Source organism: Streptomyces qaidamensis, assembly GCF_001611795.1.
In the GTDB taxonomy this organism is placed as follows: domain Bacteria; phylum Actinomycetota; class Actinomycetes; order Streptomycetales; family Streptomycetaceae; genus Streptomyces; species Streptomyces qaidamensis.
This window is the reverse complement of sequence record NZ_CP015098.1, coordinates 5,441,656-5,467,595: the sequence shown is the minus strand read 5'-3', so window position 1 is coordinate 5,467,595 and position 25,940 is coordinate 5,441,656. Positions and strand designations below refer to the sequence as shown.

Annotated in this window: 39 protein-coding genes and 1 pseudogene; 3 read left to right on the top strand and 37 right to left on the bottom strand. The window is 67.3% G+C overall.

Annotation, left to right across the window (positions count from 1 at the left end):
• The first annotated feature begins 66 nt into the window (after positions 1-66).
• Both coaA and A4E84_RS24435 read left to right on the top strand, forming a co-directional pair.
• Positions 67-1,035: a type I pantothenate kinase gene (coaA, locus tag A4E84_RS24440; RefSeq protein ID WP_062928600.1), complete on the top strand. Its 969-nt coding sequence runs from the start codon at positions 67-69 to the stop codon at positions 1,033-1,035.
• 31 nt (positions 1,036-1,066) lie between these two features.
• Positions 1,067-1,999: a DUF389 domain-containing protein gene (locus A4E84_RS24435; RefSeq protein ID WP_062931589.1), complete on the top strand. Its 933-nt coding sequence runs from the start codon at positions 1,067-1,069 to the stop codon at positions 1,997-1,999.
• 96 nt (positions 2,000-2,095) lie between these two features.
• Here A4E84_RS24435 and glmM read toward each other — a convergent pair whose 3' ends face one another.
• The 4 genes from glmM to A4E84_RS24415 form a co-directional block, all read right to left on the bottom strand.
• A complete protein-coding gene (gene glmM / locus A4E84_RS24430; RefSeq protein ID WP_062928599.1) occupies positions 2,096-3,454 on the bottom strand; it encodes a phosphoglucosamine mutase in 1,359 nt (452 codons plus the stop codon).
• 165 nt (positions 3,455-3,619) lie between these two features.
• Entirely contained in the window at positions 3,620-4,132 is a 513-nt protein-coding gene (rpsI, locus tag A4E84_RS24425; RefSeq protein ID WP_062928598.1) for a 30S ribosomal protein S9, read from the bottom strand.
• A gap of 41 nt (positions 4,133-4,173) precedes the next feature.
• Positions 4,174-4,617, bottom strand: a complete 444-nt coding sequence (gene rplM / locus A4E84_RS24420; RefSeq protein WP_033308956.1) for a 50S ribosomal protein L13 — start codon at positions 4,615-4,617, stop codon at positions 4,174-4,176.
• Positions 4,618-4,834: 217 nt separating this feature from the next.
• Positions 4,835-5,146 carry a hypothetical protein gene (locus tag A4E84_RS24415; protein WP_062928597.1) on the bottom strand — a complete coding sequence of 104 codons (312 nt, stop codon included), beginning with the start codon at positions 5,144-5,146 and terminating at the stop codon, positions 4,835-4,837.
• 74 nt (positions 5,147-5,220) lie between these two features.
• Between A4E84_RS24415 and A4E84_RS24410 the strand changes: the two genes are divergently transcribed.
• Complete coding sequence (locus A4E84_RS24410; protein WP_062928596.1) at positions 5,221-6,090, top strand: hypothetical protein; 870 nt, start codon at positions 5,221-5,223, stop codon at positions 6,088-6,090.
• A gap of 7 nt (positions 6,091-6,097) precedes the next feature.
• Here A4E84_RS24410 and truA read toward each other — a convergent pair whose 3' ends face one another.
• The 33 genes and pseudogenes from truA to A4E84_RS43735 all read right to left on the bottom strand — a co-directional run.
• Positions 6,098-6,952 (bottom strand): tRNA pseudouridine(38-40) synthase TruA, encoded by an 855-nt coding sequence (gene truA, locus A4E84_RS24405; RefSeq protein ID WP_062928595.1) that lies wholly within the window; start codon positions 6,950-6,952, stop codon positions 6,098-6,100.
• A gap of 85 nt (positions 6,953-7,037) precedes the next feature.
• A complete protein-coding gene (gene rplQ / locus A4E84_RS24400; protein WP_062928594.1) occupies positions 7,038-7,538 on the bottom strand; it encodes a 50S ribosomal protein L17 in 501 nt (166 codons plus the stop codon).
• Between the two features lie 168 nt (positions 7,539-7,706).
• Positions 7,707-8,729, bottom strand: coding sequence for a DNA-directed RNA polymerase subunit alpha (locus tag A4E84_RS24395; RefSeq protein ID WP_003966937.1), 1,023 nt, complete (start codon positions 8,727-8,729; stop codon positions 7,707-7,709).
• A gap of 165 nt (positions 8,730-8,894) precedes the next feature.
• Positions 8,895-9,299, bottom strand: coding sequence for a 30S ribosomal protein S11 (gene rpsK / locus A4E84_RS24390; protein ID WP_003956432.1), 405 nt, complete (start codon positions 9,297-9,299; stop codon positions 8,895-8,897).
• Between the two features lie 64 nt (positions 9,300-9,363).
• On the bottom strand, positions 9,364-9,744 hold the full coding sequence (gene rpsM, locus A4E84_RS24385) for a 30S ribosomal protein S13 (RefSeq protein WP_004984507.1): 381 nt from the start codon (positions 9,742-9,744) through the stop codon (positions 9,364-9,366).
• Between the two features lie 194 nt (positions 9,745-9,938).
• Entirely contained in the window at positions 9,939-10,052 is a 114-nt protein-coding gene (rpmJ, locus tag A4E84_RS24380; protein WP_003974245.1) for a 50S ribosomal protein L36, read from the bottom strand.
• Positions 10,053-10,117: 65 nt separating this feature from the next.
• Positions 10,118-10,339, bottom strand: a complete 222-nt coding sequence (gene infA / locus A4E84_RS24375; RefSeq protein ID WP_003948620.1) for a translation initiation factor IF-1 — start codon at positions 10,337-10,339, stop codon at positions 10,118-10,120.
• Positions 10,340-10,604: 265 nt separating this feature from the next.
• Positions 10,605-11,441 carry a type I methionyl aminopeptidase gene (gene map / locus A4E84_RS24370; protein ID WP_062928593.1) on the bottom strand — a complete coding sequence of 279 codons (837 nt, stop codon included), beginning with the start codon at positions 11,439-11,441 and terminating at the stop codon, positions 10,605-10,607.
• Between the two features lie 132 nt (positions 11,442-11,573).
• Entirely contained in the window at positions 11,574-12,236 is a 663-nt protein-coding gene (locus A4E84_RS24365) for an adenylate kinase (protein WP_062928592.1), read from the bottom strand.
• Positions 12,236-13,549, bottom strand: a complete 1,314-nt coding sequence (gene secY, locus A4E84_RS24360) for a preprotein translocase subunit SecY (RefSeq protein ID WP_062928591.1) — start codon at positions 13,547-13,549, stop codon at positions 12,236-12,238. Before secY ends, A4E84_RS24365 begins: the two co-directional genes overlap by 1 nt.
• 235 nt (positions 13,550-13,784) lie before the next feature.
• Positions 13,785-14,240, bottom strand: a complete 456-nt coding sequence (rplO, locus tag A4E84_RS24355) for a 50S ribosomal protein L15 (protein ID WP_031141307.1) — start codon at positions 14,238-14,240, stop codon at positions 13,785-13,787.
• Between the two features lie 2 nt (positions 14,241-14,242).
• Entirely contained in the window at positions 14,243-14,425 is a 183-nt protein-coding gene (gene rpmD / locus A4E84_RS24350) for a 50S ribosomal protein L30 (RefSeq protein ID WP_003974250.1), read from the bottom strand.
• Between the two features lie 2 nt (positions 14,426-14,427).
• Positions 14,428-15,033, bottom strand: a complete 606-nt coding sequence (gene rpsE / locus A4E84_RS24345) for a 30S ribosomal protein S5 (RefSeq protein ID WP_003992370.1) — start codon at positions 15,031-15,033, stop codon at positions 14,428-14,430.
• A 41-nt stretch (positions 15,034-15,074) separates the two neighbouring features.
• On the bottom strand, positions 15,075-15,458 hold the full coding sequence (gene rplR, locus A4E84_RS24340) for a 50S ribosomal protein L18 (protein WP_007494754.1): 384 nt from the start codon (positions 15,456-15,458) through the stop codon (positions 15,075-15,077).
• A gap of 3 nt (positions 15,459-15,461) precedes the next feature.
• Positions 15,462-16,001: a 50S ribosomal protein L6 gene (gene rplF, locus A4E84_RS24335; RefSeq protein WP_033308964.1), complete on the bottom strand. Its 540-nt coding sequence runs from the start codon at positions 15,999-16,001 to the stop codon at positions 15,462-15,464.
• Positions 16,002-16,025: 24 nt separating this feature from the next.
• Entirely contained in the window at positions 16,026-16,424 is a 399-nt protein-coding gene (rpsH, locus tag A4E84_RS24330) for a 30S ribosomal protein S8 (protein ID WP_030839654.1), read from the bottom strand.
• Positions 16,425-16,664: 240 nt separating this feature from the next.
• A complete protein-coding gene (locus A4E84_RS24325) occupies positions 16,665-16,850 on the bottom strand; it encodes a type Z 30S ribosomal protein S14 (protein WP_003948630.1) in 186 nt (61 codons plus the stop codon).
• 5 nt (positions 16,851-16,855) lie between these two features.
• A complete protein-coding gene (gene rplE / locus A4E84_RS24320) occupies positions 16,856-17,413 on the bottom strand; it encodes a 50S ribosomal protein L5 (protein WP_030839657.1) in 558 nt (185 codons plus the stop codon).
• Positions 17,413-17,736 (bottom strand): 50S ribosomal protein L24, encoded by a 324-nt coding sequence (rplX, locus tag A4E84_RS24315; protein ID WP_003992365.1) that lies wholly within the window; start codon positions 17,734-17,736, stop codon positions 17,413-17,415. The genes rplE and rplX overlap by 1 nt, the downstream gene beginning before the upstream one ends.
• Positions 17,737-17,738: 2 nt before the next feature.
• The gene (gene rplN, locus A4E84_RS24310; protein ID WP_003992364.1) at positions 17,739-18,107 is read right to left on the bottom strand and encodes a 50S ribosomal protein L14; all 369 of its coding nucleotides are present in this window, start codon (positions 18,105-18,107) and stop codon (positions 17,739-17,741) included.
• Between the two features lie 104 nt (positions 18,108-18,211).
• Complete coding sequence (gene rpsQ / locus A4E84_RS24305; protein WP_010036717.1) at positions 18,212-18,499, bottom strand: 30S ribosomal protein S17; 288 nt, start codon at positions 18,497-18,499, stop codon at positions 18,212-18,214.
• Positions 18,499-18,723 carry a 50S ribosomal protein L29 gene (gene rpmC, locus A4E84_RS24300; RefSeq protein ID WP_010036720.1) on the bottom strand — a complete coding sequence of 75 codons (225 nt, stop codon included), beginning with the start codon at positions 18,721-18,723 and terminating at the stop codon, positions 18,499-18,501. Before rpmC ends, rpsQ begins: the two co-directional genes overlap by 1 nt.
• On the bottom strand, positions 18,723-19,142 hold the full coding sequence (gene rplP, locus A4E84_RS24295; RefSeq protein WP_062928590.1) for a 50S ribosomal protein L16: 420 nt from the start codon (positions 19,140-19,142) through the stop codon (positions 18,723-18,725). The genes rpmC and rplP overlap by 1 nt, the downstream gene beginning before the upstream one ends.
• 5 nt (positions 19,143-19,147) lie before the next feature.
• A complete protein-coding gene (gene rpsC / locus A4E84_RS24290) occupies positions 19,148-19,978 on the bottom strand; it encodes a 30S ribosomal protein S3 (protein ID WP_030317320.1) in 831 nt (276 codons plus the stop codon).
• Entirely contained in the window at positions 19,978-20,325 is a 348-nt protein-coding gene (gene rplV / locus A4E84_RS24285) for a 50S ribosomal protein L22 (protein ID WP_030839668.1), read from the bottom strand. Before rplV ends, rpsC begins: the two co-directional genes overlap by 1 nt.
• A 42-nt stretch (positions 20,326-20,367) precedes the next feature.
• Positions 20,368-20,649, bottom strand: coding sequence for a 30S ribosomal protein S19 (gene rpsS, locus A4E84_RS24280; RefSeq protein WP_003992359.1), 282 nt, complete (start codon positions 20,647-20,649; stop codon positions 20,368-20,370).
• Positions 20,650-20,661: 12 nt separating this feature from the next.
• Positions 20,662-21,498, bottom strand: a complete 837-nt coding sequence (rplB, locus tag A4E84_RS24275; protein WP_031141294.1) for a 50S ribosomal protein L2 — start codon at positions 21,496-21,498, stop codon at positions 20,662-20,664.
• Positions 21,499-21,536: 38 nt separating this feature from the next.
• A complete protein-coding gene (gene rplW, locus A4E84_RS24270; protein ID WP_033308967.1) occupies positions 21,537-21,956 on the bottom strand; it encodes a 50S ribosomal protein L23 in 420 nt (139 codons plus the stop codon).
• The gene (gene rplD / locus A4E84_RS24265) at positions 21,956-22,612 is read right to left on the bottom strand and encodes a 50S ribosomal protein L4 (protein ID WP_062928589.1); all 657 of its coding nucleotides are present in this window, start codon (positions 22,610-22,612) and stop codon (positions 21,956-21,958) included. The genes rplW and rplD overlap by 1 nt, the downstream gene beginning before the upstream one ends.
• Positions 22,613-22,616: 4 nt before the next feature.
• Positions 22,617-23,261 (bottom strand): 50S ribosomal protein L3, encoded by a 645-nt coding sequence (rplC, locus tag A4E84_RS24260; protein WP_033308969.1) that lies wholly within the window; start codon positions 23,259-23,261, stop codon positions 22,617-22,619.
• A 17-nt stretch (positions 23,262-23,278) separates the two neighbouring features.
• Entirely contained in the window at positions 23,279-23,587 is a 309-nt protein-coding gene (gene rpsJ / locus A4E84_RS24255) for a 30S ribosomal protein S10 (protein ID WP_003948644.1), read from the bottom strand.
• A 653-nt stretch (positions 23,588-24,240) separates the two neighbouring features.
• Entirely contained in the window at positions 24,241-24,672 is a 432-nt protein-coding gene (locus tag A4E84_RS24250; RefSeq protein WP_237304992.1) for a barstar family protein, read from the bottom strand.
• A 531-nt stretch (positions 24,673-25,203) separates the two neighbouring features.
• Positions 25,204-25,927: pseudogene (locus A4E84_RS43735) on the bottom strand (type IV secretion protein Rhs); the annotation flags it as partial.
• Positions 25,928-25,940: the final 13 nt, after the last annotated feature.

The following is a 25,940-nucleotide window of genomic DNA, read 5'->3' as shown; positions in this document are numbered from 1 at the left end:
CGGATCCCACCTCACCATCCGTTCGTACGCCCGTAACAATGGACTGTGATCTCTCCGGTCTCCTCGATGCCCCGGAGCGCCCACCGGCCCCGCCCGGAGGCGACTCCCTACGTCGACCTCACCCGAACCGAGTGGAGCGCGCTGCGTGACAAGACGCCGCTGCCGCTGACGGCCGAGGAGGTCGAGAAGCTGCGCGGTCTCGGCGACGTGATCGACCTCGACGAGGTGCGGGACATCTACCTCCCGCTGTCCCGCCTCCTCAATCTCTACGTCGGTGCCACCGACGGCCTCAGAGGCGCGCTGAACACGTTCCTGGGCGAACAGGGCTCCCAGTCGGGCACCCCGTTCGTCATAGGCGTGGCCGGGTCGGTCGCCGTCGGCAAGTCGACGGTCGCGCGCCTCCTCCAGGCCCTGCTCTCGCGCTGGCCCGAGCACCCGCGCGTCGAGCTGGTCACCACCGACGGCTTCCTCCTGCCCACCCAGGAGCTCCAGTCCCGCGGCCTGATGTCCCGCAAGGGCTTCCCGGAGTCGTACGACCGCCGCGCCCTCACCCGCTTCGTCGCCGACATCAAAGCCGGCAAGGACGAGGTCACGGCCCCCGTCTACTCCCACCTCATCTACGACATCGTCCCCGACAAGCGGCTCACGGTCCGCCGCCCCGACATCCTGATCGTCGAGGGCCTGAACGTCCTCCAGCCGGCCCTGCCCGGCAAGGACGGCCGCACCCGCGTCGGTCTCGCCGACTACTTCGACTTCAGCGTGTACGTCGACGCCCGCGTCGAGGACATCGAGACCTGGTACCTCAACCGCTTCCGCAAGCTGCGCGCGACCGCCTTCCAGAACCCCTCCTCGTACTTCCGCAAGTACACGCAGGTCTCGGAGGAGGAGGCCCTCGACTACGCCCGGACGATGTGGCGCACCATCAACCGGCCCAACCTGGTGGAGAACATCGCCCCGACCCGCGGCCGTGCCACCCTCGTCCTGCGCAAGGGCCCGGACCACACGGTGCAGCGGCTCAGCCTGCGCAAACTGTGACGACCGGGGAAAGGCGGGTCAGATGGGCGCCATGCTCCACCTGCGCGTGATCACACCGTCCGACCGGACCGACGAAGTGGTCCTGCTGATCGAGAAGACGGTCGGCACCACCCACCTCGTCGTGCTGCCGGGCGCCGCCCGCGACCCCGCCGGGGACGTGGTGATGTGCGACGTCGCGCGTGAGGCGGGCGACGAACTGCTCGCCGCTCTGCGGGGACTGGGCATCGACACCACCGGCTCCATCGCCGTCGAGTCCATAGACCTGTCCCTGTCCGAGCGGGCCGACCGGGCCGAGGCCGACGCGCCCGGCGAGGGAGCGGACGCGGTCCTCTGGGAGCAGCTGACCGACGCGACGCACGAGGAGTCCACCCTCTCCGTCACCTACCTGGCCTTCATCACGCTCGCCACGATGATCGCGGCCTGTGGCGTGGTCCTGGACAACGCGATCCTGATCGTCGGCGCCATGGCCGTGGGCCCGGAGTTCGGCCCGCTCGCCGGCCTCAGCACCGCGATCGTCCGGCGCCGCCCCCGGCTCGCCCTGCGCTCACTGATCGCCCTGCTGGTGGGCTTCGCGGCGGCGATGGCCGTGACGGTCGCCTTCAGCCTCTTCATGGACGCCGTCGACCTGTTCAGCGAGCAGCAGCTCAAGGCCGACCGCCCGAACACGGGCTTCATCTACGCCCCGGACTGGTTCTCCTTCGTCGTGGCCGTCCTGGCCGGCATCGCCGGCACGCTCTCCCTGACCTCGGCCAAGTCGGGCGCCCTGGTCGGCGTGGCCATCTCGGTCACCACGATCCCGGCCGCCGCGAACGCGGCCGTCGCCCTGAGCTACGGCGACACGAAGCAGACCTGGGGCTCGACGGAACAGCTCCTGCTGAACCTCTTGGGCATCATCGTCGCGGGCACGCTGACGCTGCTGGCACAGAAGTGGCTCTGGTCCAGGCAGCCCAAGAACGCGCCCTGAGGGCGACCTTCCTCAGGGGCGCGGGGAACTGCGCGAACAGCCACGACGAAAGCCGCACTCAGTCCCCGGCGGAACCCCTCACCCCCTACTGGGTCATCAGCCGAGCGCGGACTTCACCGCATCGGCCAGCCGCCCCGCCACAGACCGAGCCTGCTCGATATCCGCCGCCTCGACCATCACCCGGACCAACGGCTCCGTCCCGGAGGGCCGCAGCAGCACCCGCCCGGTCTGCCCCAGCTCCCGCTCCGCGTCCGCAACGGCCGCCGACAGCTCCGCGGACGTCCCCACCCGCGTCCTGTCGACATCCGGCACGTTGATCAGCACCTGCGGCAGCCGCTCCATGACACCGGCGAGATCCGCCAGCGTCCGCCCGCTCTGAGCCACCCGAGCGGCCAGCAGCAGCCCGGTCAGCGTCCCGTCGCCGGTCGTCGCGTGGTCGAGGATGATCACGTGCCCGGACTGCTCGCCCCCGAGGGCGAACCCGTGCTCCTTCATCTCCTCCAGCACGTACCGGTCACCGACGGCGGTCTGCACCAGCCGGATCCCCTCGCGCTCCATGGCGAGCTTGAAGCCGAGGTTCGACATCACGGTGGCGACGACCGTCTCGGACCGCAGCACGGAGCGCTCCCGCATCGCCAGCGCGAGCACGGCGAGGATCTGGTCCCCGTCCACCTCCGCGCCGGTGTGGTCGACGGCGAGGCACCGGTCGGCGTCACCGTCGTGCGCGATGCCGAGATCGGCCCCGTGCTCGACGACGGCGGCCTTGATCTTGTCCAGGTGCGTCGAACCGCACCCGTCGTTGATGTTGAGCCCGTCCGGCTCGGCCCCGATCGTGACGACCTCGGCACCGGCCCGCTGGAACACCTCGGGCGAGACCCGGGCGGCGGCGCCGTGCGCCTCGTCGAGGACGACCTTCAGCCCGTCGAGCCGGTTCGGCAGGACGCTCAGCAGATGCGCGACGTACCGCTCGGAGCCCTCCTCGTACGCGCGCACGCGGCCCACCCCGCCCCCGGTCGGCCGGTCCCACGGGGCGCCGGTGCGGTGCTCCTCGTAGACGGACTCGATCCGGTCCTCCAGCTCGTCGGCGAGCTTGTGCCCACCGCGGGCGAAGAACTTGATGCCGTTGTCGGGCATGGCGTTGTGGCTCGCGGAGAGCATCACACCGAGGTCGGCCCCCAGCTCCCCGGTCAGGAACGCCACGGCGGGCGTCGGCAGCACGCCCACCCGCAGGACGTCCACGCCGGCGCTGGCGAGGCCCGCGACCACGGCGGCTTCCAGGAACTCCCCGGACGCACGGGGGTCACGCCCGACCACGGCGGTCGGCCGGTGTCCTTCGAACGTGCCCGCCTCGGCCAGTACGTGTGCCGCGGCCACGGAGAGGCCCAGGGCCATCTCCGCCGTCAGATCCGCGTTGGCGACACCGCGCACGCCGTCCGTGCCGAAGAGTCGTCCCACAGTGGTGTCCTCCGAAATTGCTGAAGAGAATGCGGCTCACATCCCCGAGTGCCCCCTGAGACTGTCCGGGGGCTGTAGGGGTTGTGTAAACGAAACCGCCCCGGCAGCACAACCGTGCCGCCGGGGCGATCGTTGCGAAGCCAGTCGCAAGGACGGGCGACGCGATTAGCGCTTGCTGTACTGCGGAGCCTTGCGGGCCTTCTTCAGACCGGCCTTCTTGCGCTCGACCGCACGGTCGTCGCGCTTGAGGAAGCCGGCCTTCTTCAGCGGGCCGCGGTTGTTGTCGACGTCCGCCTCGTTCAGCGCACGGGCGACACCCAGACGGAGCGCACCGGCCTGACCGGAGACACCGCCACCGGAGATGCGGGCGACGACGTCGTAGCGGTCGTCGAGCTCGAGCACCTTGAAGGGCTCGTTGACTTCCTGCTGGTGCACCTTGTTAGGGAAGTAGTCCTCAAGGGTGCGACCGTTGATCTTCCACTTGCCGGTGCCCGGGACGATCCGGACGCGGGCGATGGCGTTCTTGCGACGGCCCAGGCCGGCGGCCGGCTGGGGCTCGCCGAAGCGGGACGCCATGGACTCCGAGGTGTACTCGCCCTCGACGGGCACCTCGGACTCGGTGGTGTAGCTGTCGATGTCGATCTCTTCGAGCGGCTGCTCGGCAGTGGTCTCGGCCACGATGCTCCTCAGATTCTCTTCAGTCTTGGGGGTGGCCGGACTTACTGCGCGACCTGGGTGATCTCGAACGGCTGCGGCTGCTGCGCGCCGTGCGGGTGCTGGTCACCCTTGTAGACCTTCAGCTTCGAGAGCATCTGACGGCCCAGCGTGTTCTTGGGGAGCATGCCCTTGACGGCCTTCTCGATGGCCTTCTCGGGGTTCTTGTCGAGCAGCTCGTCGTAACGGACGGAGCGCAGACCGCCCGGGTAGCCGGAGTGGCGGTACGCCATCTTCTGGGTCCGCTTGTTGCCGGACAGGTGCACCTTGTCCGCGTTGATGATGATGACGAAGTCACCAGCGTCGACGTGGGGAGCGTAGATCGGCTTGTGCTTGCCCCGGAGGAGCGTCGCGGCAGTGGTGGCGAGACGGCCCAGGACAACGTCCTGGGCGTCGATGACGTGCCACTGGCGCGTCACATCGCCGGGCTTGGGGCTGTACGTACGCACGGTTCGTAGCCTTCGCTTCGAGTGAATGGTCCATAACTGGTCACCGAAACGATCACGACAGCCTGGACCGCACTGCGGCGACGCATACCGCGTACGTGGGGTCGCTGGTCATCGGCCCGGTGGACCGGTGTAAGGGCCCGTCCCGTGAGAATGAGCAAGCCAATACACAACGAACAAGCAGAATACCGGGGTACACCACAAGGGTCAAAACGCGGGATCACCGGAGCCGCTCGGTCACGGAGACATACAGGACGGCACAGAGCGTGACAGCCTTCCGCAGCGTCCTCCGCCGCAGTGGCCGTACGTACGGGAACACCGCCGAGACGGCGACGTCCACGGCGAGGGCCGCGCACCACCGCACCACGGATCCGCCCGCGCGCGGACGACGGCATGCCCGCAGCGCCCCCACCACGACCGACGGCCACACCCCGGCCGCGAGGGCCGGCCAGGACAGCAGACACCCCAGCAGCACCACCGCCGGCAGCACTCGCCCCAACCACCCGGAGATGTCGCCTTTGCCCGTGCGCATGGGAGGAACGCTAGGGGCTGGAGAGCCCGTCCGGGCGGACCAGCACACCCCTTGTCCCGTCTAAGATGCGGCCCATGAGCTTTGGGCAGCAGGGGGGACCTCAGTCCCAGTGGGATCCCTGGAAACCGCAGTCGCAGCAGCCCTGGAACAGCGGGGGCGGCCCGTCACCGGACTGGGCGGCGCTCGCTGAAGCCTCAGAGGCCCGCAACAAGCGACGCCGGCTGCTGATGATCGGCGGCGGCGCGTTCGCCACCGTCGCGATCGGCACCGCCGTCGCGGTCGCCGTCGTCTCGGCGGGCGACGACAAGCAGGGGAACCCGACCTCCCTGCCGTCGGCCGACATCCCGAGCCAGACCGCCTCGGCCCCGTCCTTCGCCCCGACCAGCGCCCCTCCCCCGCTGGACCCGAAGGACTTCATCGCCAGCGCGAAGAAGGACAAGGCCCCGCTCAGCCCGGACACCCTCTTCCCGGGCACCCAGCTGACCCAGGCCGGGACGCTGTACAAGAAGGGCCCCACCGCCGACACCCGCAGCTGCGGCTCGGCGGCCGGCGGCACGCTCCCCAAGATCCTCACGGCGAACGACTGCACGCGCCTGATACGCGCCACCTACGTCAAGGACGGCATGGCGGTGACGGTCGGCGTGGCCGTCTTCGACACCGAGGCGCAGGCCGTGAAGGCCAAGGGCCAGAGCACCAAGAAGAGCTTCGTGAAGTCGCTCTCCGGCGGCGGCGTGAAGCCCTTCTGCGAATCCGGATTCTGCCGCACGACCACCAACTCCTACGGCCGCTACGCCTACTTCACCAACGCCGGTTTCACCAACGGCAAGGACGTGACGCCCAAGGACATCCCGGTCTACAAGATCGGGGACGACCTGGCCCAGTTCACGTTCGACCAGATCCGCCGCCGCGGCGAGGTCCAGGCCTCGGCCGCGGCCAACGAATAGCCGGCCCTCAGCAGCAGCCCGCCGACGGCAGCGACCGCTTGTTCCGCGCCTCCCTGCTGCGCGCGGCGAGCAGTTCGTCGGCCGGGTAGCCGACCTCCTCCAGCGTCAGCCCGTGCGGCCGTACGACGTGCACGGCCGAGTCCCGTACGCCGGCCGCCAGCACCTTCCCCGGCCAGTCGGCGGGCCGGTGCCCGTCCCCGACGAACAGCAGCGCCCCGATGAGCGAGCGCACCATGTTGTGGCAGAAGGCGTCGGCCCGCACGGTGGCGGTGATGATCCCGTCGTCCCCGCGCACCAGGCTCAGCTCCTGGAGCGTGCGGATCGTGGTCGCGCCCTCCCGCTTCTTGCAGTAGGCGGCGAAGTCGTGCTCGCCCAGCAGCCCCCGGGCCGCCTCGTTCATGGCGTCCACGTCGAGCGGCCAGTCGTGCCACAGCACATGGCCGCGCAGCAGCGGGTCGACGCCCCCGGGGTTGTCGGTGACCCGGTACGCGTACCGCCTCCAGACTGCCGAGAAGCGGGCGTTGAAGCCCGTGGGCGCCTCCCTGAGGGCCCAGACCCGGACATCCCGCGGCAGCCGCCCGGCGAGCCGCTTCAGCAGCTTCTGGTGGTGCTCGGCCCACACCTCACGCGGCAGGTCGACATGAGCGACCTGCCCGCGCGCGTGCACGCCCGCATCGGTACGCCCCGCGACGGTCAGCTCGTAGGTCTCCCGCGACCGCGTCACGGTCCGCAGAGCGTCCTCGATCTCCCCCTGCACGGTCCGCCGCCCCCCGGCCTGCTTGGCCCACCCGGAGAACTCACTCCCGTCGTACGACAGATCGAGCCGGACCCGGACGTGGCCGGCCTCTACTTCGTCACTCACCCCAGGATCCTCTCACCGACACAAAGGCGGGCCCGTCCCCTGTGAAAGGGAACGGGCCCGCCAACGCCCTGAAGGGGCGGAACGCTTACGCGTCCTTCGACTCCTCGGCGGGAGCCTCGGCGGCCTCGTCGGACTTGGCCTCGGCGGCCTCGTCCTTCTTGAGGGCGTCTTCCTTGACCGCGCGCGCGGTCGCGGCCTCGGCCTCGCCCGTCGCCTCCTGCGCCACCGTCAGAGCCTCGACCAGCTCGATGACAGCCATGGGCGCGTTGTCGCCACGGCGGTTACCGATCTTGGTGATGCGGGTGTAGCCACCCGGACGGTTCTCGTAGCGCGGGCCGATCTCGGTGAAGAGCGTGTGCACGATGCTCTTGTCCGTGATGACCTGGAGCACCTGACGGCGGTTGTGAAGGTCGCCCTTCTTCGCCTTGGTGACCAGACGCTCGGCGTACGGCCGCAGCTTGCGGGCCTTCGCCTCGGTGGTGGTGATGCGGCCGTGCTCGAAGAGCGACTTCGCGAGGTTCGCGAGCATCAGCTTCTCGTGCGCGGCGCTGCCGCCCATACGGGCACCCTTGGTGGGCTTCGGCATGGTGCTTCTCCTAGGTGTCTGCCCCGGCCGTATCAGGTACCGGGGTCAGTATCCGAGCAGGCGGTCGCCTGTCGGAGATCCGGGCGCCGTTTCCGGCGCCCGGAGGGGTCCGCGCCCCACCGGGGCGCGGGGAACTGCGCGGCCGGCCACGACGGACCGGCAGCCCGATCAGTACTGCTCGGTCTCCACGAAACCGGCATCGGCGTCGTCGTCGGCACCGAACGCGTCCGCGGCAGCGGTCGGGTCGAAGCCGGGAGGCGAGTCCTTGAGCGCGAGGCCCATACCCGCCAGCTTCGCCTTGACCTCGTCGATCGACTTCGCACCGAAGTTGCGGATGTCGAGCAGGTCCGCCTCGGAACGGGCCACGAGCTCACCCACGGAGTGGATGCCCTCGCGCTTGAGGCAGTTGTACGACCGAACGGTGAGCTCCAGCTCCTCGATCGGCAGCGCCAGGTCGGCGGCAAGGGCGGCGTCCGTGGGAGACGGGCCCATGTCGATGCCCTCGGCGTCGATGTTGAGCTCGCGGGCCAGGCCGAACAGCTCGACCAGGGTCTTACCGGCGGACGCCATGGCGTCACGCGGGCGCATGGCCTGCTTGGTCTCGACGTCGACGATCAGCTTGTCGAAGTCGGTCCGCTGCTCGACACGCGTGGCCTCGACCTTGTACGTGACCTTGAGCACCGGCGAGTAGATCGAGTCGACCGGGATCCGGCCGATCTCCTGACCCACCTGCTTGTTCTGCACGGCGGAGACGTAACCGCGACCGCGCTCGACGGTCAGCTCCATCTCCAGCTTGCCCTTGCCGTTGAGCGTGGCGAGGACGAGGTCGGGGTTGTGCACCTCGACACCGGCCGGGGGCGCGATGTCGGCGGCGGTGACCAGACCCGGGCCCTGCTTGCGCAGGTACATCACGACCGGCTCGTCGTGCTCCGAGGAGACGACCAGCTGCTTGATGTTGAGGATCAGGTCGGTGACGTCCTCCTTGACGCCCGGCACGGTGGTGAACTCGTGCAGCACGCCGTCGATGCGGATGGACGTGACCGCCGCACCCGGGATCGAGGAGAGGAGGGTCCGGCGCAGAGAGTTACCGAGGGTGTAACCGAAGCCCGGCTCCAGCGGCTCGATCACGAACCGGGAGCGGAATTCGTCGACGACCTCTTCGGTCAACGAGGGACGCTGAGCGATCAGCATGTGGTGAGTCCTTCAGTCAGGGGCACCCACTATTTGATGCCCTTGCCACCGGGCGGCTGGCCCGGAGTGTGTTGCAGTTACAAGGGTACGGGCGATATGGCCCCGAAGAGCCATACCGCCCGAAACCCTCAGACCGACGAGCGGCCGTGCACCTGCCCCGAGGGGTCAGACGCGGCGGCGCTTCGGCGGACGGCAGCCGTTGTGCGGGGTCGGCGTGACGTCCTGGATCGAGCCGACCTCGAGGCCGGTGGCCTGGAGGGAGCGGATCGCGGTCTCACGGCCGGAGCCGGGACCCTTGACGAAGACGTCGACCTTGCGCATGCCGTGCTCCTGCGCGCGGCGGGCGGCCGACTCGGCGGCCATCTGCGCGGCGAAGGGAGTCGACTTGCGCGAGCCCTTGAAGCCGACGTGGCCGGCGGAGGCCCAGGAGATCACGTTGCCGGACGGGTCCGTGATCGAGACGATCGTGTTGTTGAACGTGCTCTTGATGTGCGCGTGGCCGTGAGCGACGTTCTTCTTTTCCTTGCGGCGCACCTTCTTGGCAGCGCCCTGACGACCCTTGGGGGGCATCTATAACTCCTACGGGAGGTGGTCGGTCCTACAGCGAAGACCGTGGACAGTCGTCCGCTGTGGACTACTTCTTGCCCGGCTTCTTCTTGCCGGCGATGGCGCGACGCGGACCCTTGCGGGTACGAGCGTTGGTGCTGGTGCGCTGACCGCGGACGGGCAGACCACGACGGTGACGGAGACCCTGGTAGGTACCGATCTCGACCTTGCGGCGGATGTCGGCCTGGATCTCGCGACGGAGGTCACCCTCGGTCTTGATGTTGTTGTCGACGTACTCGCGGATCGCGACCAGCTGCTCCTCGGAGAGGTCCCGAACACGGGTGTTCGGGTCCACGCCGGTGGCGGCCAGCGTCTGCTGGGACAGAGTCCGGCCGATGCCGAACACGTAGGTGAGGGCGATCTCCACGCGCTTTTCGCGCGGGATGTCAACACCGGAAACGCGTGCCATTCAATGGCTCCAGTTACTTGTCGGAGGTCTTCCGCAGAACCGACTCCCAGCCGCCGTACCAGGTACGAACTGGGTCCCCAGCCTCCGAACCGGGGGTGTCAGGCGGACGCTCGTTCGCCTGGGTCCTGCGTATGAACATGTTCTGCTTGCGTCGCGCGAATCTCTGCGATGGATGCAGAGGGATCGGTCGTGCGTCAGCCCTGGCGCTGCTTGTGGCGCGGGTTGTCGCAGATGACCATGACCCGGCCGTGACGGCGGATCACCCTGCACTTGTCGCAGATCTTCTTGACGCTCGGCTTGACCTTCATGGGTTGAGGTTCTCCGGGTCAGTGCCGGCAGCCCCGTCGCACGTGGCGCGGGGCACAGGCAAGATCTACTTGTAGCGGTAGACGATCCGGCCACGGGTGAGGTCGTACGGAGACAGCTCCACCACGACCCGGTCGTCAGGGAGGATGCGGATGTAGTGCATGCGCATCTTGCCGCTGATGTGTGCCAGGACCTGGTGGCCGTTCTGGAGCTCGACCTTGAACATGGCGTTCGGAAGAGACTCGACGACAGTGCCCTCGATCTCGATGGCACCTTGCTTCTTGGCCACGCTTCGCCCTTCGAATCGACTACCTTGATCGACTCTGTGCGGGGCGCATGCAGGCATGCGGGTACACAAGAGCCGACGAGTCAGTCTACGACAGGGCTCCCGGAAACACGAATCGAGGAAGTCTGCCCCACCGGGCCGGGCTTTAAGCGCCCCATCAGGGGCGCGGGGCTGTGTCGACATGCGGCTCCGCCGCGTGGGCGCGAACAACCACGACGAACCCGCAGCCGCCGGACGGCTCGACCGTCCACCCCGGAGGGGGCGGCACTCAGCCCAGCGGATCCGGCGCGGCAACGATCCCCAGCTCGGCGAGCTTCGCCTTGCCCCCGTCGGGAGCCGTCAGCACGAGCGGCCCCTCCTCCGTCAGAGCGACGGAGTGCTCCCAGTGCGACGACCACGTGCCGTCCGTCGTGATGACGGTCCAGTCGTCCTGGAGGACCTCCGTCTTCGGCGTCCCCAGCGACACCATCGGCTCGATCGCGAGGCAGAAGCCGGGCACCAGCTTCGGGCCCTTGCCGCGCCGCCGGTCGACGTAGTTCAGCAGGTGCGGGTCCATGTGCATCTCGGTGCCGATGCCGTGGCCGCCGTAGTCCTCGATGATCCCGTACTTGCCGCCGCCCGGCTTGGGCTGGCGGCGGATGTACGTCTCGATGGCCCGGGAGACGTCGACCAGGCGGTTGCCCTGCTTCATCGCGGCGATGCCGGCCCACATCGACTCCTCGGTCACCCGGGAGAGCTCGACCAGCTCCGGGGAGTGACCGGACCCCACGAAGGCCGTGAAGGCCGCGTCGCCGTGCCAGCCGTCGATGATCGCGCCGCAGTCGATGGAGATGACGTCGCCGTCCTTGAGGACGACGTCGTCGGACGGGATGCCGTGGACGACGACCTCGTTCACCGACGTGCAGATCGTCGCCGGGAAGCCGCCGTAGCCGAGGAAGTTCGGCTTGGCGTTGTGCTCGGCGAGGACCTTGCGGGCGACCTGGTCCAGATCCTTCGTCGTGGCCCCGGGTACGGCGGCCTCACGGGTCGCCGCGTGAATGGCGGCGACGACCAGCCCCGCCTCACGCATCTTGGCGATCTGCTCGGGGCTTTTGATCTGCACCATGGGAGCTACGGCCTTTCTGGACCTTCGGCGACAACGAACGCCTTCAACGATACGGGGCCGCGCGACCGGCCCCACCCACACAGCAGCCGCGGCTCCCCGAGGGGAACCGCGGCCGTAGCTGCGTACGGACGACTACTTGTCGCCCTCGTCACGCTTCAGCGCCTCCATGGCGCGGGTCGTGACGTCCTCCACCTTGCCGAGCGCCGAGATCGTGACCACCAGGCCCTGGGCCTTGTAGTAGTCGATGATCGGCTCGGTCTGGGTGTGGTAGACCTCCAGGCGCGTCCGGACCGTCTCCTCGGAGTCGTCGTCGCGCTGGTACAGCTCACCGCCGCAGACGTCACAGACGCCGTCCTTGGCCGGCTGCTTGTACGTCACGTGGAAGACGTGCGAGGAGTCGTTACGGCAGATGCGGCGGCCGGCGATGCGCTTGACCACCTCGTCCTCGGGGACCTCCAGATCCAGCACCGCGTCGAGCTGCATGCTCTCGGTCTCGAGGAGCTCGTCGAGCGCCTCGGCCTGCGACACGTTGCGGGGGAAGCCGTCCAGCAGGAAACCGTTCTCGGCGTCCGGCTGCTCCATGCGGTCCTTCGCCATCGCGATGGTGACCTCGTCGGGCACGAGATTGCCCGCGTCCATGTAGGACTTCGCCAGTTTGCCGAGTTCCGTCTGCCGGCTGATGTTGGCCCGGAACAGGTCGCCCGTGGAGATGTGCGGGATCGACAGGTTTCTGGCCAGGAACGCGGCCTGCGTTCCCTTACCGGCACCCGGCGGCCCGACGAGGACGATACGCATCAGCGGAGGAACCCTTCGTAATTGCGCTGCTGGAGCTGGCTCTCGATCTGCTTCACGGTCTCGAGACCGACACCCACGATGATCAGGATGCTGGTCCCGCCGAACGGGAAGTTCTGGTTTGCCCCGAAACCAGCCAACGCCATCGTCGGCACGAGAGCGATCAGCCCCAGGTACAGCGAACCCGGCCAGGTGATCCGGTTGAGCACGTACGACAGGTACTCAGCGGTCGGTCGGCCAGCCCGGATGCCCGGGATGAAGCCACCATACTTCTTCATGTTGTCGGCGACTTCCTCGGGGTTGAAGGAGATCGCCACATAGAAGAACGCGAAGAAAACGATCAACAGGAAGTACGTGATGATGTAGTACGGGTGGTCGCCCTTGACGAAGTGTTGCTCGATCCAGGTCTTCCAGCCCGAGGTGCCTCCGGCGAACTGAGCGATCAGCGCCGGGATGTAGAGCAGCGACGAGGCGAAGATGACGGGGATCACACCCGCCTGGTTCACCTTGAGCGGGATGTAGGTGGACGTACCGCCGTAGGAACGGCGGCCGATCATGCGCTTGGCGTACTGCACCGGGATTCGGCGCTGGGCCTGCTCGACGAAGACCACCAGGCCGACCATGGCGAAGCCGACCAGGATGACCGTGCCGAACTCGATCCAGCCGCCGGCCAGGGAGCCCTGCGTCTTGATCGCCCACAGGGCGGACGGGAAGGTGGCCGCGATCGAGATGAACATCAGGATCGACATGCCGTTGCCGATGCCGCGGTCGGTGATGAGCTCGCCGAGCCACATCACGGCCGCCGTACCGGCGGTCATGGTGATGACCATGGTGATGGTGACGAAGATCGACTGGTCGGGGACGATCTGGCTGGCCACCGGGCAGCCCGTGAAGAGAGCGCCGCTGCGGGCGGTGGCGACGAGGCCGGTGCCCTGAAGGATGGCGAGGGCGATCGTCAGGTAACGGGTGTACTGCGTGATCTTCGCCGTACCGGCCTGGCCCTCCTTCTTCAGGGCTTCCAGACGCGGAATCACCACGGTCAGCAGCTGCAGAATGATGCTCGCCGTGATGTACGGCATGATGCCCAGCGCGAAGATCGTGATCTGCAGCAGCGCGCCGCCGCTGAACATGTTCACCAGGCCGAAGATGCCCTGGTTGGCCTGGGCGTTATCGATACACGTCTGGACGTTCCGGTAATCGACACCTGGGATCGGGATGTGCGTACCGACCCGGTAGACCACGATGATGCCGAGCGTGAAGAGCAGCTTCTTGCGCAGGTCGGGCGTCTTGAACGCCCGGGCGAACGCGGTGAGCACGGTGCCTCCTGCGACCCCCGCGCAACTGCGTCAAGGGTGACGGTCTTGAGGTTCGACGAATAGGTAACGGTCAACTGCCGCTGTGAGTGCCCGAAGTGAAGCACCCAGTGAAAAGTGGGCAGTGCAGGCCACCTTACCGGCGAGACTGCCGCCCTAGGAACGACCAACCGGGGATACCCCATTTGTGGGGTATCCCCGGTCGGGATCGCTCAGGTCATCGAGACGCCTGTGGTGTTCAGACGAGCTCGGTGACGGAACCGCCGGCGGCGGTGATCTTCTCCTTGGCGGAGCCGGAGACGGCATCGACCGTCACCTGCAGCGCCACGGAGATCTCGCCCTGGCCGAGGACCTTGACGAGGCTGTTCTTGCGAACGGCCCCCTTGGCCACCAGACCCTCGACGGTGACCTCGCCACCCTCGGGGTAGAGCGCGGCCAGCTTGTCGAGGTTCACGACCTGGAACTCGGTCTTGAACGGGTTCTTGAAGCCCTTCAGCTTCGGGAGACGCATGTGGAGGGGCATCTGGCCACCCTCGAAGCGCTCCGGAACCTGGTAACGGGCCTTCGTGCCCTTGGTACCACGACCGGCCGTCTTACCCTTCGACGCCTCACCACGACCGACACGGGTCTTCGCGGTCTTGGCGCCCGGGGCGGGACGGAGGTTGTGGATCTTGAGCGGGTTGTTCTCCGCCATGATCAGTCGACCTCCTCGACCGTCACGAGGTGGCGGACGGTGTGCACCATGCCGCGGAACTCGGGGCGGTCCTCCTTGACGACCTGCGTGTTGATGCCCTTGAGACCAAGGGAACGCAGGGTGTCACGGTGGTTCTGCTTGCTGCCGATGTAGGACTTGACCTGCGTAATCTTGAGCTGCGCCATGATTACGCACCCGCCCCGGCACGCGCACGGAGAAGAGCCGCGGGGGCGACGTCCTCGAGCGGCAGACCACGGCGGGCCGCGATCTCCTCGGGACGCTGCAGGCCCTTCAGGGCCGCCACGGTCGCGTGCACGATGTTGATCGCGTTGTCGGAGCCGAGCGACTTCGACAGCACGTCGTGGATACCGGCGCACTCGAGCACGGCACGCACCGGACCACCGGCGATAACACCGGTACCGGGCGACGCGGGCTTCAGGAGCACGACGCCGGCAGCCTTCTCACCCTGGATGGGGTGCGGGATGGTGCCCTGGATGCGGGGGACCTTGAAGAAGTGCTTCTTGGCCTCCTCAACACCCTTGGCGATGGCGGCCGGCACCTCCTTGGCCTTGCCGTATCCGACACCCACGGTGCCGTCACCGTCGCCCACCACGACCAGCGCGGTGAAGCTGAAGCGACGACCACCCTTCACAACCTTGGCGACGCGGTTGATCGCGACAACGCGCTCAACGTACGCGGTCTTCTCGGCGGCAGCAGCGCCGCCGTCACGGCCCTTCCGGTCCCGCCGCTCGCCGCCACCGGCACCGCCACCGCGGCGCTGGGGTCCAGCCATTGGAATTACCTCTCTCTGTTTCCGCTAGCTACGGAACCGACTCAGAACTTGAGTCCGGCCTCGCGGGCGGCGTCCGCCAGGGCGGCGATGCGCCCCGCGTACTGGTTACCACCACGGTCGAACACGACGGCCTCGACACCGGCGGCCTTGGCGCGCTCGGCGACCAGGGCGCCGACCTGCTTGGCCTGCGCGGACTTGTCGCCCTCGCCACCGCGGATCGACGTGTCCAGGGTGGACGCCGACGCAAGGGTGTGACCCTTGATGTCGTCGATCACCTGGGCCACGATGTGGCGGTTCGAGCGGGTAACGACCAGACGCGGACGCTCCGCCGTACCGTTGATGTGCTTACGGATCCGGATGTGGCGGCGCTTGATCGCGGCGCGCTTGTAGGCGTCGCCCTTAAGGATCTTCTGTCCGTATGCCATGGCTTACTTACCCGCCTTTCCGACCTTGCGGCGGATGACTTCGCCCTCGTACTTGACGCCCTTGGCCTTGTACGGGTCGGGCTTGCGCAGCTTGCGGATGTTGGCCGCAACCTCGCCGACCTTCTGCTTGTCGATGCCCTCGACCGAGAAACGGGTCGGGGACTCCACCTTGAAGGTGATGCCCGCGGGGGCCTCGACCAGGATCGGGTGGCTGTAGCCCAGGGAGAACTCCAGGTTGGAGCCCTTGGCCACGACACGGTAACCGACACCGCTGATTTCGAGCTTCTTGACGTATCCCTGGGTCACACCGGTGATCATGTTCGCCACCAGCGTGCGGGACAGGCCGTGCAGGGCCTTGCTCTGCCGCTCGTCGTTCGGCCGCAGCACCTGAAGGGTGCCGTCCTCGGCCTTCGCGATGTCGATCGGCGCGATGACGGTGTGGGTCAGTTCGCCCTTGGGGCCCTTGACCGCGACCGTACGGCCGTCGATGGTGACGTCCACGCCGGCGGGAACCGGGATGGGGAGCTTGCCGATACGCGACATTGCTGTCTCTCCTCCGTTCCCGAATTACCAGACGTAGGCGAGGACTTCCCCACCCACGCCCTTCTTCTGCGCCTGCTTGTCGGTCAGGAGCCCGTGCGACGTGGAGATGATGGCCACGCCCAGGCCGCCCAGAACCTTCGGCAGGTTGGTGGACTTCGCGTACACCCGGAGACCGGGCTTGGAGATCCGCTTGATGCCCGCGATGGAGCGCTCACGGTTGGGGCCGAACTTCAGCTCCAGGACGAGGTTCTTGCCGACCTCGGCGTCCTCGACCTTCCAGCCCGTGATGAAGCCCTCCTGCTGGAGGATCTCCGCGATGTGCGACTTGATCTTCGATGCCGGCATCGTCACGGAGTCGTGGTATGCCGAGTTCGCGTTCCGCAGACGGGTCAGCATGTCTGCGATCGGATCAGTCATGGTCATGAATTGGCCTTCGGCCTCTCTCGCCGGGGTTTCCTGGTGCGCCATCCCTCTCCCCGATCCGAGACGGGACGGGTGCGGCGCGGTGGACCTACGGCGTAGTAAGCATTCAATGAGCGGACAGTTGTCCGCGATGTAAGGGCGGCGGCAGACGCCCAACCCCACAAGCCTAAGCCATGCGGGCCGGGCGTCCTGCCACCCCTACGTGCTTACCGAGAGCCCTGCGAATCCCTATAAGGGGGATTACCAGGAGCTCTTGGTCACGCCCGGCAGCTCGCCACGGTGAGCCATCTCACGAAGGCACACGCGGCAGAGGCCGAACTTGCGGTACACGGAGTGCGGGCGGCCGCAGCGCTGGCAGCGGGTGTAGCCACGCACACCGAACTTGGGCTTGCGAGCAGCCTTAGCGATCAGAGCCTTCTTCGCCATCTCGCTCACGCCTCCTTGAAGGGGAAGCCGAGGTGACGAAGGAGCGCGCGGCCCTCAGCGTCGTTGGTCGCCGTGGTCACCACGGTGATGTCCATACCCCGGGTGCGGTCGATCTTGTCCTGGTCGATCTCGTGGAACATGACCTGCTCCGTGAGACCGAAGGTGTAGTTGCCACGGCCGTCGAACTGCTTGGGGGACAGGCCGCGGAAGTCGCGGATGCGCGGCAGCGCGAGCGACAGGGTGCGGTCCAGGAACTCCCACATGCGGTCGCCACGGAGCGTGACGTGGGCACCGATCGGCTGGCCCTCACGCAGCTTGAACTGCGCGATGGACTTGCGGGCCTTGGTGACGGCCGGCTTCTGACCGGTGATCGTGGTGAGGTCGCGGATGGCGCCCTCGATCAGCTTGGAGTCGCGGGCGGCGTCGCCCACACCCATGTTGACCACGATCTTGACGAGACCGGGGATCTGCATGACGTTCTCGTACTTGAACTCGTCACGCAGCTTGCCCGTGATCTCCTCACGGTACTTCTGCTTCAGACGCGGGCTGGTGGTGGTCGTCATCAGATGTCCTCACCCGTCCGCTTGGCAACGCGGATCTTGTTGCCTTCGTCGTCGAAGCGGTAACCGACGCGGGTCACGACCTTGTTGCCGTCCTTCTCCACGACCAGCTGGACGTTGGAGACGTGGATGGGGGCCTCGGTGGTGACGATGCCGCCGGCCTGCGAACCGCGAGCCGTCGGACCGGCCTTGGTGTGCTTCTTGACCCGGTTGACACCCTCGACCAGGACACGGTCCTCGCGGGGGAAGGCCGCGATGACCTTGCCCTGCTTGCCCTTGTCCTTACCCGTGATGACCTGGACCAGGTCGCCCTTCTTGATCTTCATGCTCACAGCACCTCCGGCGCGAGGGAGATGATCTTCATGAACTTCTTCTCGCGCAGCTCCCGGCCCACCGGGCCGAAGATACGGGTGCCACGAGGGTCGCCGTCGTTCTTGAGAATGACAGCGGCGTTCTCGTCGAAGCGGATGTACGAGCCGTCCGGACGGCGGCGCTCCTTGACGGTGCGAACGATGACCGCCTTGATGACGTCACCCTTCTTCACGTTGCCGCCGGGGATCGCGTCCTTGACGGTGGCGACGATGACGTCACCGATACCCGCGTAGCGGCGACCGGAGCCACCGAGCACACGGATGCAAAGGATTTCCTTCGCACCAGTGTTGTCGGCGACACGCAGTCGCGACTCCTGCTGGATCACGTCTATCTCCTGATTGTCTGCCGGTTCCCGGGGAGGAGCGTGAATGACTCACGCTTCTCCCCGAGCCTGGCGGAACGATTCCTAGGGAGTCCCCCTAGGAGGGATTACTTGGCCTTCTCGAGGATCTCGACGACGCGCCAGCGCTTCGTCGCGGACAGCGGCCGGGTCTCCATGAGGAGGACACGGTCGCCGACACCCGCGGCGTTCTGCTCGTCGTGGGCCTTGAGCTTGTTCGTACGGCGGATGACCTTGCCGTACAGCGCGTGCTTGACGCGGTCCTCGACGGCGACGACGACGGTCTTGTCCATCTTGTCGCTGACGACCAGACCCTCACGGGTCTTGCGGAAACCGCGGTCCGTCTTGGTCTCTTCAGTCACGTTGCTCTCGCTCATCAGGCGCTCTCCACCGTCTCGATGCCCAGCTCGCGCTCACGCATCAGGGTGTAGATCCGCGCGATGTCCTTACGGACGGCCTTGAGCCGGCCGTGGTTCTCGAGCTGGCCCGTCGCCGCCTGGAAGCGGAGGTTGAACAGCTCTTCCTTGGCCTCGCGGAGCTTGTTGAGGAGCTCCTCGTTGCCCAGCTCGCGCAGCTCGGACGCCTTGGTACCGGCCGACATCACGCTTCACCTGCCTCGCGCTTGACGATCTTGCACTTCATCGGCAGCTTGTGAGCCGCACGGGTCAGGGCCTCGCGCGCGATCTTCTCGTTGGGGTACGACAGCTCGAACATCACGCGTCCGGGCTTGACGTTGGCGATCCACCACTCAGGAGAACCCTTACCGGAACCCATGCGGGTCTCGGCGGGCTTCTTGGTGAGGGGGCGGTCCGGGTAGATGTTGATCCAGACCTTGCCGCCACGCTTGATGTGGCGGGTCATGGCGATACGCGCGGCCTCGATCTGACGGTTCGTCACGTACGCCGGGGTCAGCGCCTGGATACCGTACTCGCCGAATGCGACCTGCGTGCCACCCTTGGCCATACCGTTGCGCTTCGGGTGGTGCTGCTTGCGGTGCTTGACCCTACGGGGGATCAGCATGTCGGTCAGGCCTCCGTTCCGGTGCTCTCAGCCGGAGCGGCGGCAGCGGGAGCCTCGGCCTTGGGGGCCTCGGCGCCGGCAGCCTGCTGCGGCTTGCGACCGCGCCCGCCACGCTCGCCACCGCGGCCACCACGGGCCGGGCGGTCGGCGCCACCGCGGGCCGGGCGGTTACCCGCACGGGCAGCGGCGTTCTCGGCGCGGACCTCGGCGATGTTCTTGACGTCGCCCTTGTAGATCCAGACCTTCACACCGATGCGGCCGAAGGTCGTCTTGGCCTCGAAGAAGCCGTAGTCCACGTTCGCGCGGAGCGTGTGCAGGGGCACACGGCCCTCGCGGTAGAACTCCGAGCGGGACATCTCGGCGCCGCCGAGGCGGCCACCGCACTGGATCTTGATGCCCTTGGCGCCGGCCTTCATCGCCGACTGCATGCTCTTACGCATGGCGCGGCGGAAGGAGACGCGGGAGGAGAGCTGCTCGGCGACGGCCTGGGCAACCAGCTGAGCGTCGGTCTCGGGGTTCTTGACCTCGAGGATGTTCAGCTGGACCTGCTTGCCGGTGAGCTTCTCGAGGTCACCGCGGATGCGGTCGGCCTCGGCGCCACGGCGGCCGATGACGATGCCCGGACGAGCGGTGTGGATGTCCACACGCACGCGGTCACGGGTGCGCTCGATCTCGACCTTGGAGATGCCGGCGCGCTCCATGCCGGACGTCATCATCCGACGGATGGCGACGTCTTCCTTGACGTAGTCCTTGTACAGCTTGTCGGCGTACCAACGCGACTTGAAGTCGGTCGTGACACCGAGCCGGAACCCGTGCGGGTTTACCTTCTGGCCCATTACCGGGTTCCTTCCTTGCTGCTGACGACCACGGTGATGTGGCTGGTCCGCTTGCGGATCCGGTAGGCACGGCCCTGGGCGCGCGGACGGAACCGCTTCAGGGTCGGGCCCTCGTCGACGTAGGCCTCGGAGACGAAGAGGCTGTCGACATCGGTGTGGTCGTAGTTGTGCGCGGCGTTGGCGATGGCGCTGTCAAGCACCTTGCCGACCGGCTGGCTCGCGGCCTGCGGGGCGAAACGCAGGACCGCCTGAGCCTCCGTGGCGTTCAGGCCACGGATGAGGTCCACCACGCGGCGGGCCTTCATGGGCGTGACGCGGATGTACCGCGCCTGGGCCCTGGCTTCCATGGTTGTCCTTCCAGTGTCTGTCATGGTCATTCCACCCCGCGCTTAGCGGCGCTTCGACTTCCGGTCGTCCTTGACGTGACCCCGGAAGGTGCGCGTCGGCGAGAACTCGCCGAGCTTGTGGCCGACCATCGACTCGGTGACGAACACCGGAATGTGGGTCTTGCCGTTGTGCACCGCGAGCGTGTGGCCGAGCATGGCCGGCACGATCATGGAGCGACGGGACCAGGTCTTGATGACGTTCTTGGTGCCGGCTTCGTTCTGGGCGTCCACCTTCTTGATCAGGTGGTCGTCGACGAAGGGCCCCTTCTTCAAGCTACGAGGCATCTCAACCCGTCCTTAGCGCTTCTTGTTCGTCTTGCGGCGGCGGACGATGTACTTGTTCGACGCCTTCTTGGGCGAACGAGTACGGCCTTCCTTCTTGCCCCAGGGGGACACCGGGTGGCGACCACCCGAGGTACGGCCTTCGCCACCACCGTGCGGGTGGTCCACCGGGTTCATGACCACACCACGCACGGTCGGGCGGACGCCCAGCCAGCGCTTACGGCCCGCCTTACCCCAGTTGATGTTGCTCTGCTCGGCGTTGCCCACCTCGCCGACCGTGGCGCGGCAGCGCTGGTCGACCAGGCGGATCTCACCGGACGGCATGCGGAGGTGGGCCATCGAGCCCTCCTTCGCGAGCAGCTGCACCGAGGCGCCGGCGGAGCGGGCGAACTTCGCACCGCCGCCCGGACGCAGCTCGATGGCGTGCAGCGTGGTACCGACCGGGATGTTGCGCAGGGCAAGGTTGTTGCCCGGCTTGATGTCGGCCCCGGGACCGTTCTCGACGCGGTCGCCCTGGCTCAGGCCACGCGGCGCGAGGATGTAGCGCTTCTCGCCGTCCGCGTAGTGCAGGAGCGCGATGCGCGCGGTGCGGTTGGGGTCGTACTCGATGTGCGCGACCTTCGCCGGCACGCCGTCCTTGTCGTGACGACGGAAGTCGATCACGCGGTAGGCGCGCTTGTGGCCACCGCCCTGGTGGCGGACGGTCACACGACCGGAGTTGTTACGGCCACCCTTGCTGTGCAGGGGGCGGACCAACGACTTCTCCGGCGTGGACCGCGTGACCTCGACGAAGTCGGCGACGCTGGAGCCACGACGGCCCGGCGTAGTCGGCTTGTACTTGCGGATTCCCATTTCTCAGTCCTCGTCCGATATCGGACGATCCGACCCGCTTACGCGGTCGGACCGCCGAAGATGTCGATACGGTCGCCCTCAGCGAGGGTCACGATCGCGCGCTTGGTGGACGCGCGCTGGCCGAAGCCGGTGCGGGTCCGCTTGCGCTTGCCCTGGCGGTTGATCGTGTTGACCCCGGTGACCTTGACCGAGAAGACCGACTGCACGGCCTGCTTGATCTGGGTCTTGTTGGCGCTCGGGTCCACGATGAACGTGTACTTGCCCTCGTCGAGGAGCGCGTAGCTCTTCTCGGAGACGACCGGCTTGAGCAGCACGTCACGGGGGTCCGTGAAGGACTTGCTCAGCGGGGTCTCGACGGTGTTCTTGCCCTCGGCGGCGTGGCGGCGCGCCTTGGCGACGCGCGCGGCCTTGGCCTTCTTCGCCGCCTTGGAGGCGATAGCGGGGTGACGGATAGCCATCAGACCTCGCTCCCTTCGGTGTCATTGGCCTTCGGGCCGGACACGAAGGACTCGAAGGCGGCCTGGGTGAAGACCACGTCGTCCGAGACGAGAACGTCGTACGTGTTCAGCTGGCCCGGCTCCAGGATGTGGATCTGGGGCAGGTTGCGGGCGGACAGCCACGCGGCCTCGTCGGCGCGGTCGACGACCAGGAGCAGGTTCTTGCGCTCCGAGATCTTGCCGAACAGCGTCTTGGCGGCCCTCGTGGAGGGGGTCTCGCCCTCGACCACGCCGGAGACGACGTGGATGCGGTTGTGGCGGGCCCGGTCGGTGAGGGCGTGACGCAGCGCGGCAGCCTTCATCTTCTTCGGGGTCCGCTGCGAGTAGTCACGCGGCACGGGACCGTGCACGACGCCACCACCGGCGAACTGCGGCGCGCGGGTCGAACCCTGACGGGCGCGACCGGTGCCCTTCTGGCGGTACGGCTTCTTGCCACCGCCGCGGACCTCGCCACGGGTCTTGGTCTTGTGCGTGCCCTGGCGGGCAGCGGCCAGCTGTGCGACGACGACCTGGTGGATCAGCGGAATGCTGACCTTCTCAACGTCGAAGATCTCCGCGGGGAGCTCGACGGAACCGGCCTTGTCGCCCGCCGGCGAAAGGATGTCAACAGTGCTCATTACCTCAGGCCCCCTTGGCCGCGGTGCGGACCAGGACGAGGCCGCCGTTCGGACCGGGAACCGCGCCCTTGATGAGCAGCAGACCCTTCTCCGCGTCAACGGCGTGGACGGTCAGGTTCTGGGTGGTGACCCGCTCGTTGCCCATGCGACCCGCCATGCGGAGGCCCTTGAACACACGGCCCGGGGTGGCGCAGCCACCGATGGAACCGGGGGAGCGGTGCTTGCGCTGGGTGCCGTGTCCGGCGCCGAGGCCCTTGAAGTTGTGACGCTTCATGACACCGGCGAAGCCCTTGCCCTTGCTCTTGCCGGTCACGTCGACCTTGATGCCGGCCTCGAACACCTCAGCGGTGATCTCCTGGCCGAGGGTGTACTCGCTGGCGTCAGCGGTACGGATCTCGACGAGGTGGCGGCGGGGAGTGACGTCGGCCTTGGCGAAGTGGCCCTTGAGGGGCTTGTTCACCTTGCGCGGGTCGATCTCGCCGAACGCGATCTGGACGGACTCGTAGCCGTCGACGTCGTTCGTGCGGACCTGGGTGACGACGTTGGGGCCGGCCTTGACGACGGTGACCGGAACAACACGGTTGTTCGCGTCCCACACCTGCGTCATGCCGAGCTTCTCGCCCAGGATGCCCTTGATCTGCTTAGCCATCGTTCAGATCACCGGCCTCAGAGCTTGATCTCGATGTCGACACCGGCCGGGAGGTCGAGTCGCATCAGAGAGTCAACGGTCTTGGGGGTCGGGTCGAGGATGTCGATCAGGCGCTTGTGCGTGCGCATCTCGAAGTGCTCGCGCGAGTCCTTGTACTTGTGCGGCGACTTGATGACGCAGTACACGTTCTTCTCAGTGGGCAGCGGCACCGGGCCTGCGACCGACGCACCAGTACGCGTCACCGTCTCGACGATCTTCTTCGCCGAGCTGTCGATGACCTCGTGGTCGTAGGCCTTGAGCCGGATGCGGATCTTCTGTCCCGCCATGGCTACTAGTAGTCCTGTCTCTCGTAACGCTCTGGAACCCGGCGTTCCAGCCCTTCTGTCCGACCCACGCGGTCGGGCGTGTCGCTCTTCCGCTGACACAGATGTCCCTTGTTCGAACACCCCTGCAGGGATTGCGCACGGCCCTTCCGGAACCGCAGGCCGGGACCTAGAAGGCCACCGGGTGCCTGGCCGGTGCCGCACTGACGCTTCCCGAAAGATTCCCGTACGTCCGCCCCAGCGCTGCCGTGGTGGCAGTTAGGGCGACGAGTACTGTGGGACTCGCTTCCGGTCCTCCCGGCGGGAGGCGCGCAGCATCAACACTCGACCGAGCAACTCGGACAGTCTGCCATATGGGGCAGGGGCGACGCCAATCGAGCCGAGGAGAATACCCCGGGAGTGACGTAGGTCAAACACAAGGCCGGACGGGCCCGGACCCCACCCCTTCGACGAGCCGCTCCAGTTCTGCGTCGTAGGCCCGGTAGCCGGTCCTTCACCCTCTCAACTGGGCCGGCTGAAGATCGACCCCTACCGATCAGCTCTCGTCGGGCCAGAGCAGCAGGTTCCGGTGGAGCGGACGGCGTCGATCTCCACGACGTCGCCGAGAGAGGCGAAGTTCGCTCAAGCGAGGGGCACCGGATCCGGATCGCCCGCTCTCAACGCCATTCCTCGGGGTTGAGAGCGGCGGCAACGAACGTGTCTCCGGTCGTGACCGTAAGATCACGCTGCGCGACCCGCGATGCGACCTTGTCACGATCGAAGTCACGGAACTCGAAAACGAAATGTTCGGCGATCGCAGGCCTGTCCAGGGGGAAACCATCGAGATCCACCACAGAATTCGCACGATCCGCGCCCTGGCAGAGGACTGATACGAACAGGGGGAAGTGTTCCGCTTCCAGAAGCCGATCCGCGTCCTGGACGACACTCGCGATCCCGACTCCACCTGTCACCTCACCGCACAGGTCGTCCAGACAGTCCACCAGGGCATCCCAGTTCCTGCCGAAGTATCCGGGGAACCGCAGGACTTCGGCGAAGGAACGGTAAATCCCCTCCTCAGTCGTGAGGTCGCGGGATTCGAAGCGGTACACGTGCCCACCCTTCGCCTCCAGCCTTGACAGTTGCTGGTGGACCCCGGATTCCCCCTGGGGAACGAAGATGGCCCAGGGTTCCGAAGTCCCTGTGATATCAAAACCGGTCATCCTGAATCATCCTGCAAATTGGCCGACGTAGTAGAACGTTCCGTAATGGTCCGGTGTGTAATAGGCGGGGCCAGGGCCGTCTTTCGGAGTCAGAAGGCGTTCGGGGCCTCTGATTTCCTTCCCGCAACCCGGAGCGCTGCACTGCGGGAGGTCGACCTTGGCGTTGACGTCCCATTCTTTGTACTTGCCCCCGGGAAGGGCGGACTTGTTGTTACCCCAGTTCGCATTGCCATGGTAGCCGTCGACTTTCCCGATTCCCCCTGGCCGGGCATTGACCTTGTTCAGCATGTCCACGGCGTGCTGGGGCGCCGGTCCCGGCAACAACCCGGCCCCGTCCGGGCTGCCCGTGTCGCCGCCGTGCTGATGACACAGGGGCGCGAGCCCCAGGGGTCGGACCAGGTGTGTGGGTTCCGGACGTACGCGACCCAGTGGGTCGTAGGTGTAGCGCCACCGGACGCCGTCCGGTGTGGTGACGGCGGTGAGCCGGTCCTCGGCATCCCACTCGTACCGCCAGGTGTCGGGTTTGCGGGAGAGCCGGGTCTTGCGGCGTACGACCACGCGCCCCTGGGCGTCGTACTCGTAATGAACGGCGCCTGCCCGCCTCAGCCGCGTACCGGTGTACTCGCGCGGCCCGGTGGCCTCATGACCCGGATGCTGTGCGGGCCCAGGCAGCCTCGGTCTGGTTGCCCGCGGAGTCGTAGGCGTAGCGCTCGCTCCAGCCCGCCGCGTGCACCGCGGTGACGCGGCCCTGTGCGTCGAGATCGAAACGCCGGCCGCCCGTGCGGGAGTCCTGGACGCCTATGAGGTGGCCGTCGGGGCGGTAGGTGTACGAGCGCTCCGCGATCCGGCGGTCTCCTGGAGCTGTGCTCGCCTGCGTGACCAGCCTGTCGAGGCTGTCATAGCCGCGAGTGAGTGTGAGCGCGCCGTCGATGCGGCGGATCACTTCGCGGTCTGCCGCATCGTGCACGAAGTCGATCGTGTGCCCCGCCGTGCCGAGCCGGGCAGTGCGTCCCGCGGCGTCGTACTCCCACGTGCTCCGGGCGCCCGAGGGGGTGATGCGCAGCGTCCGATCGCCGGCGGCGTCGTAGGCAAAGCTCATGGTCCGGCCGTCGACGGTTTCCCTGACGCGACGGCCGACTGCGTCGAGTTCCACGGTC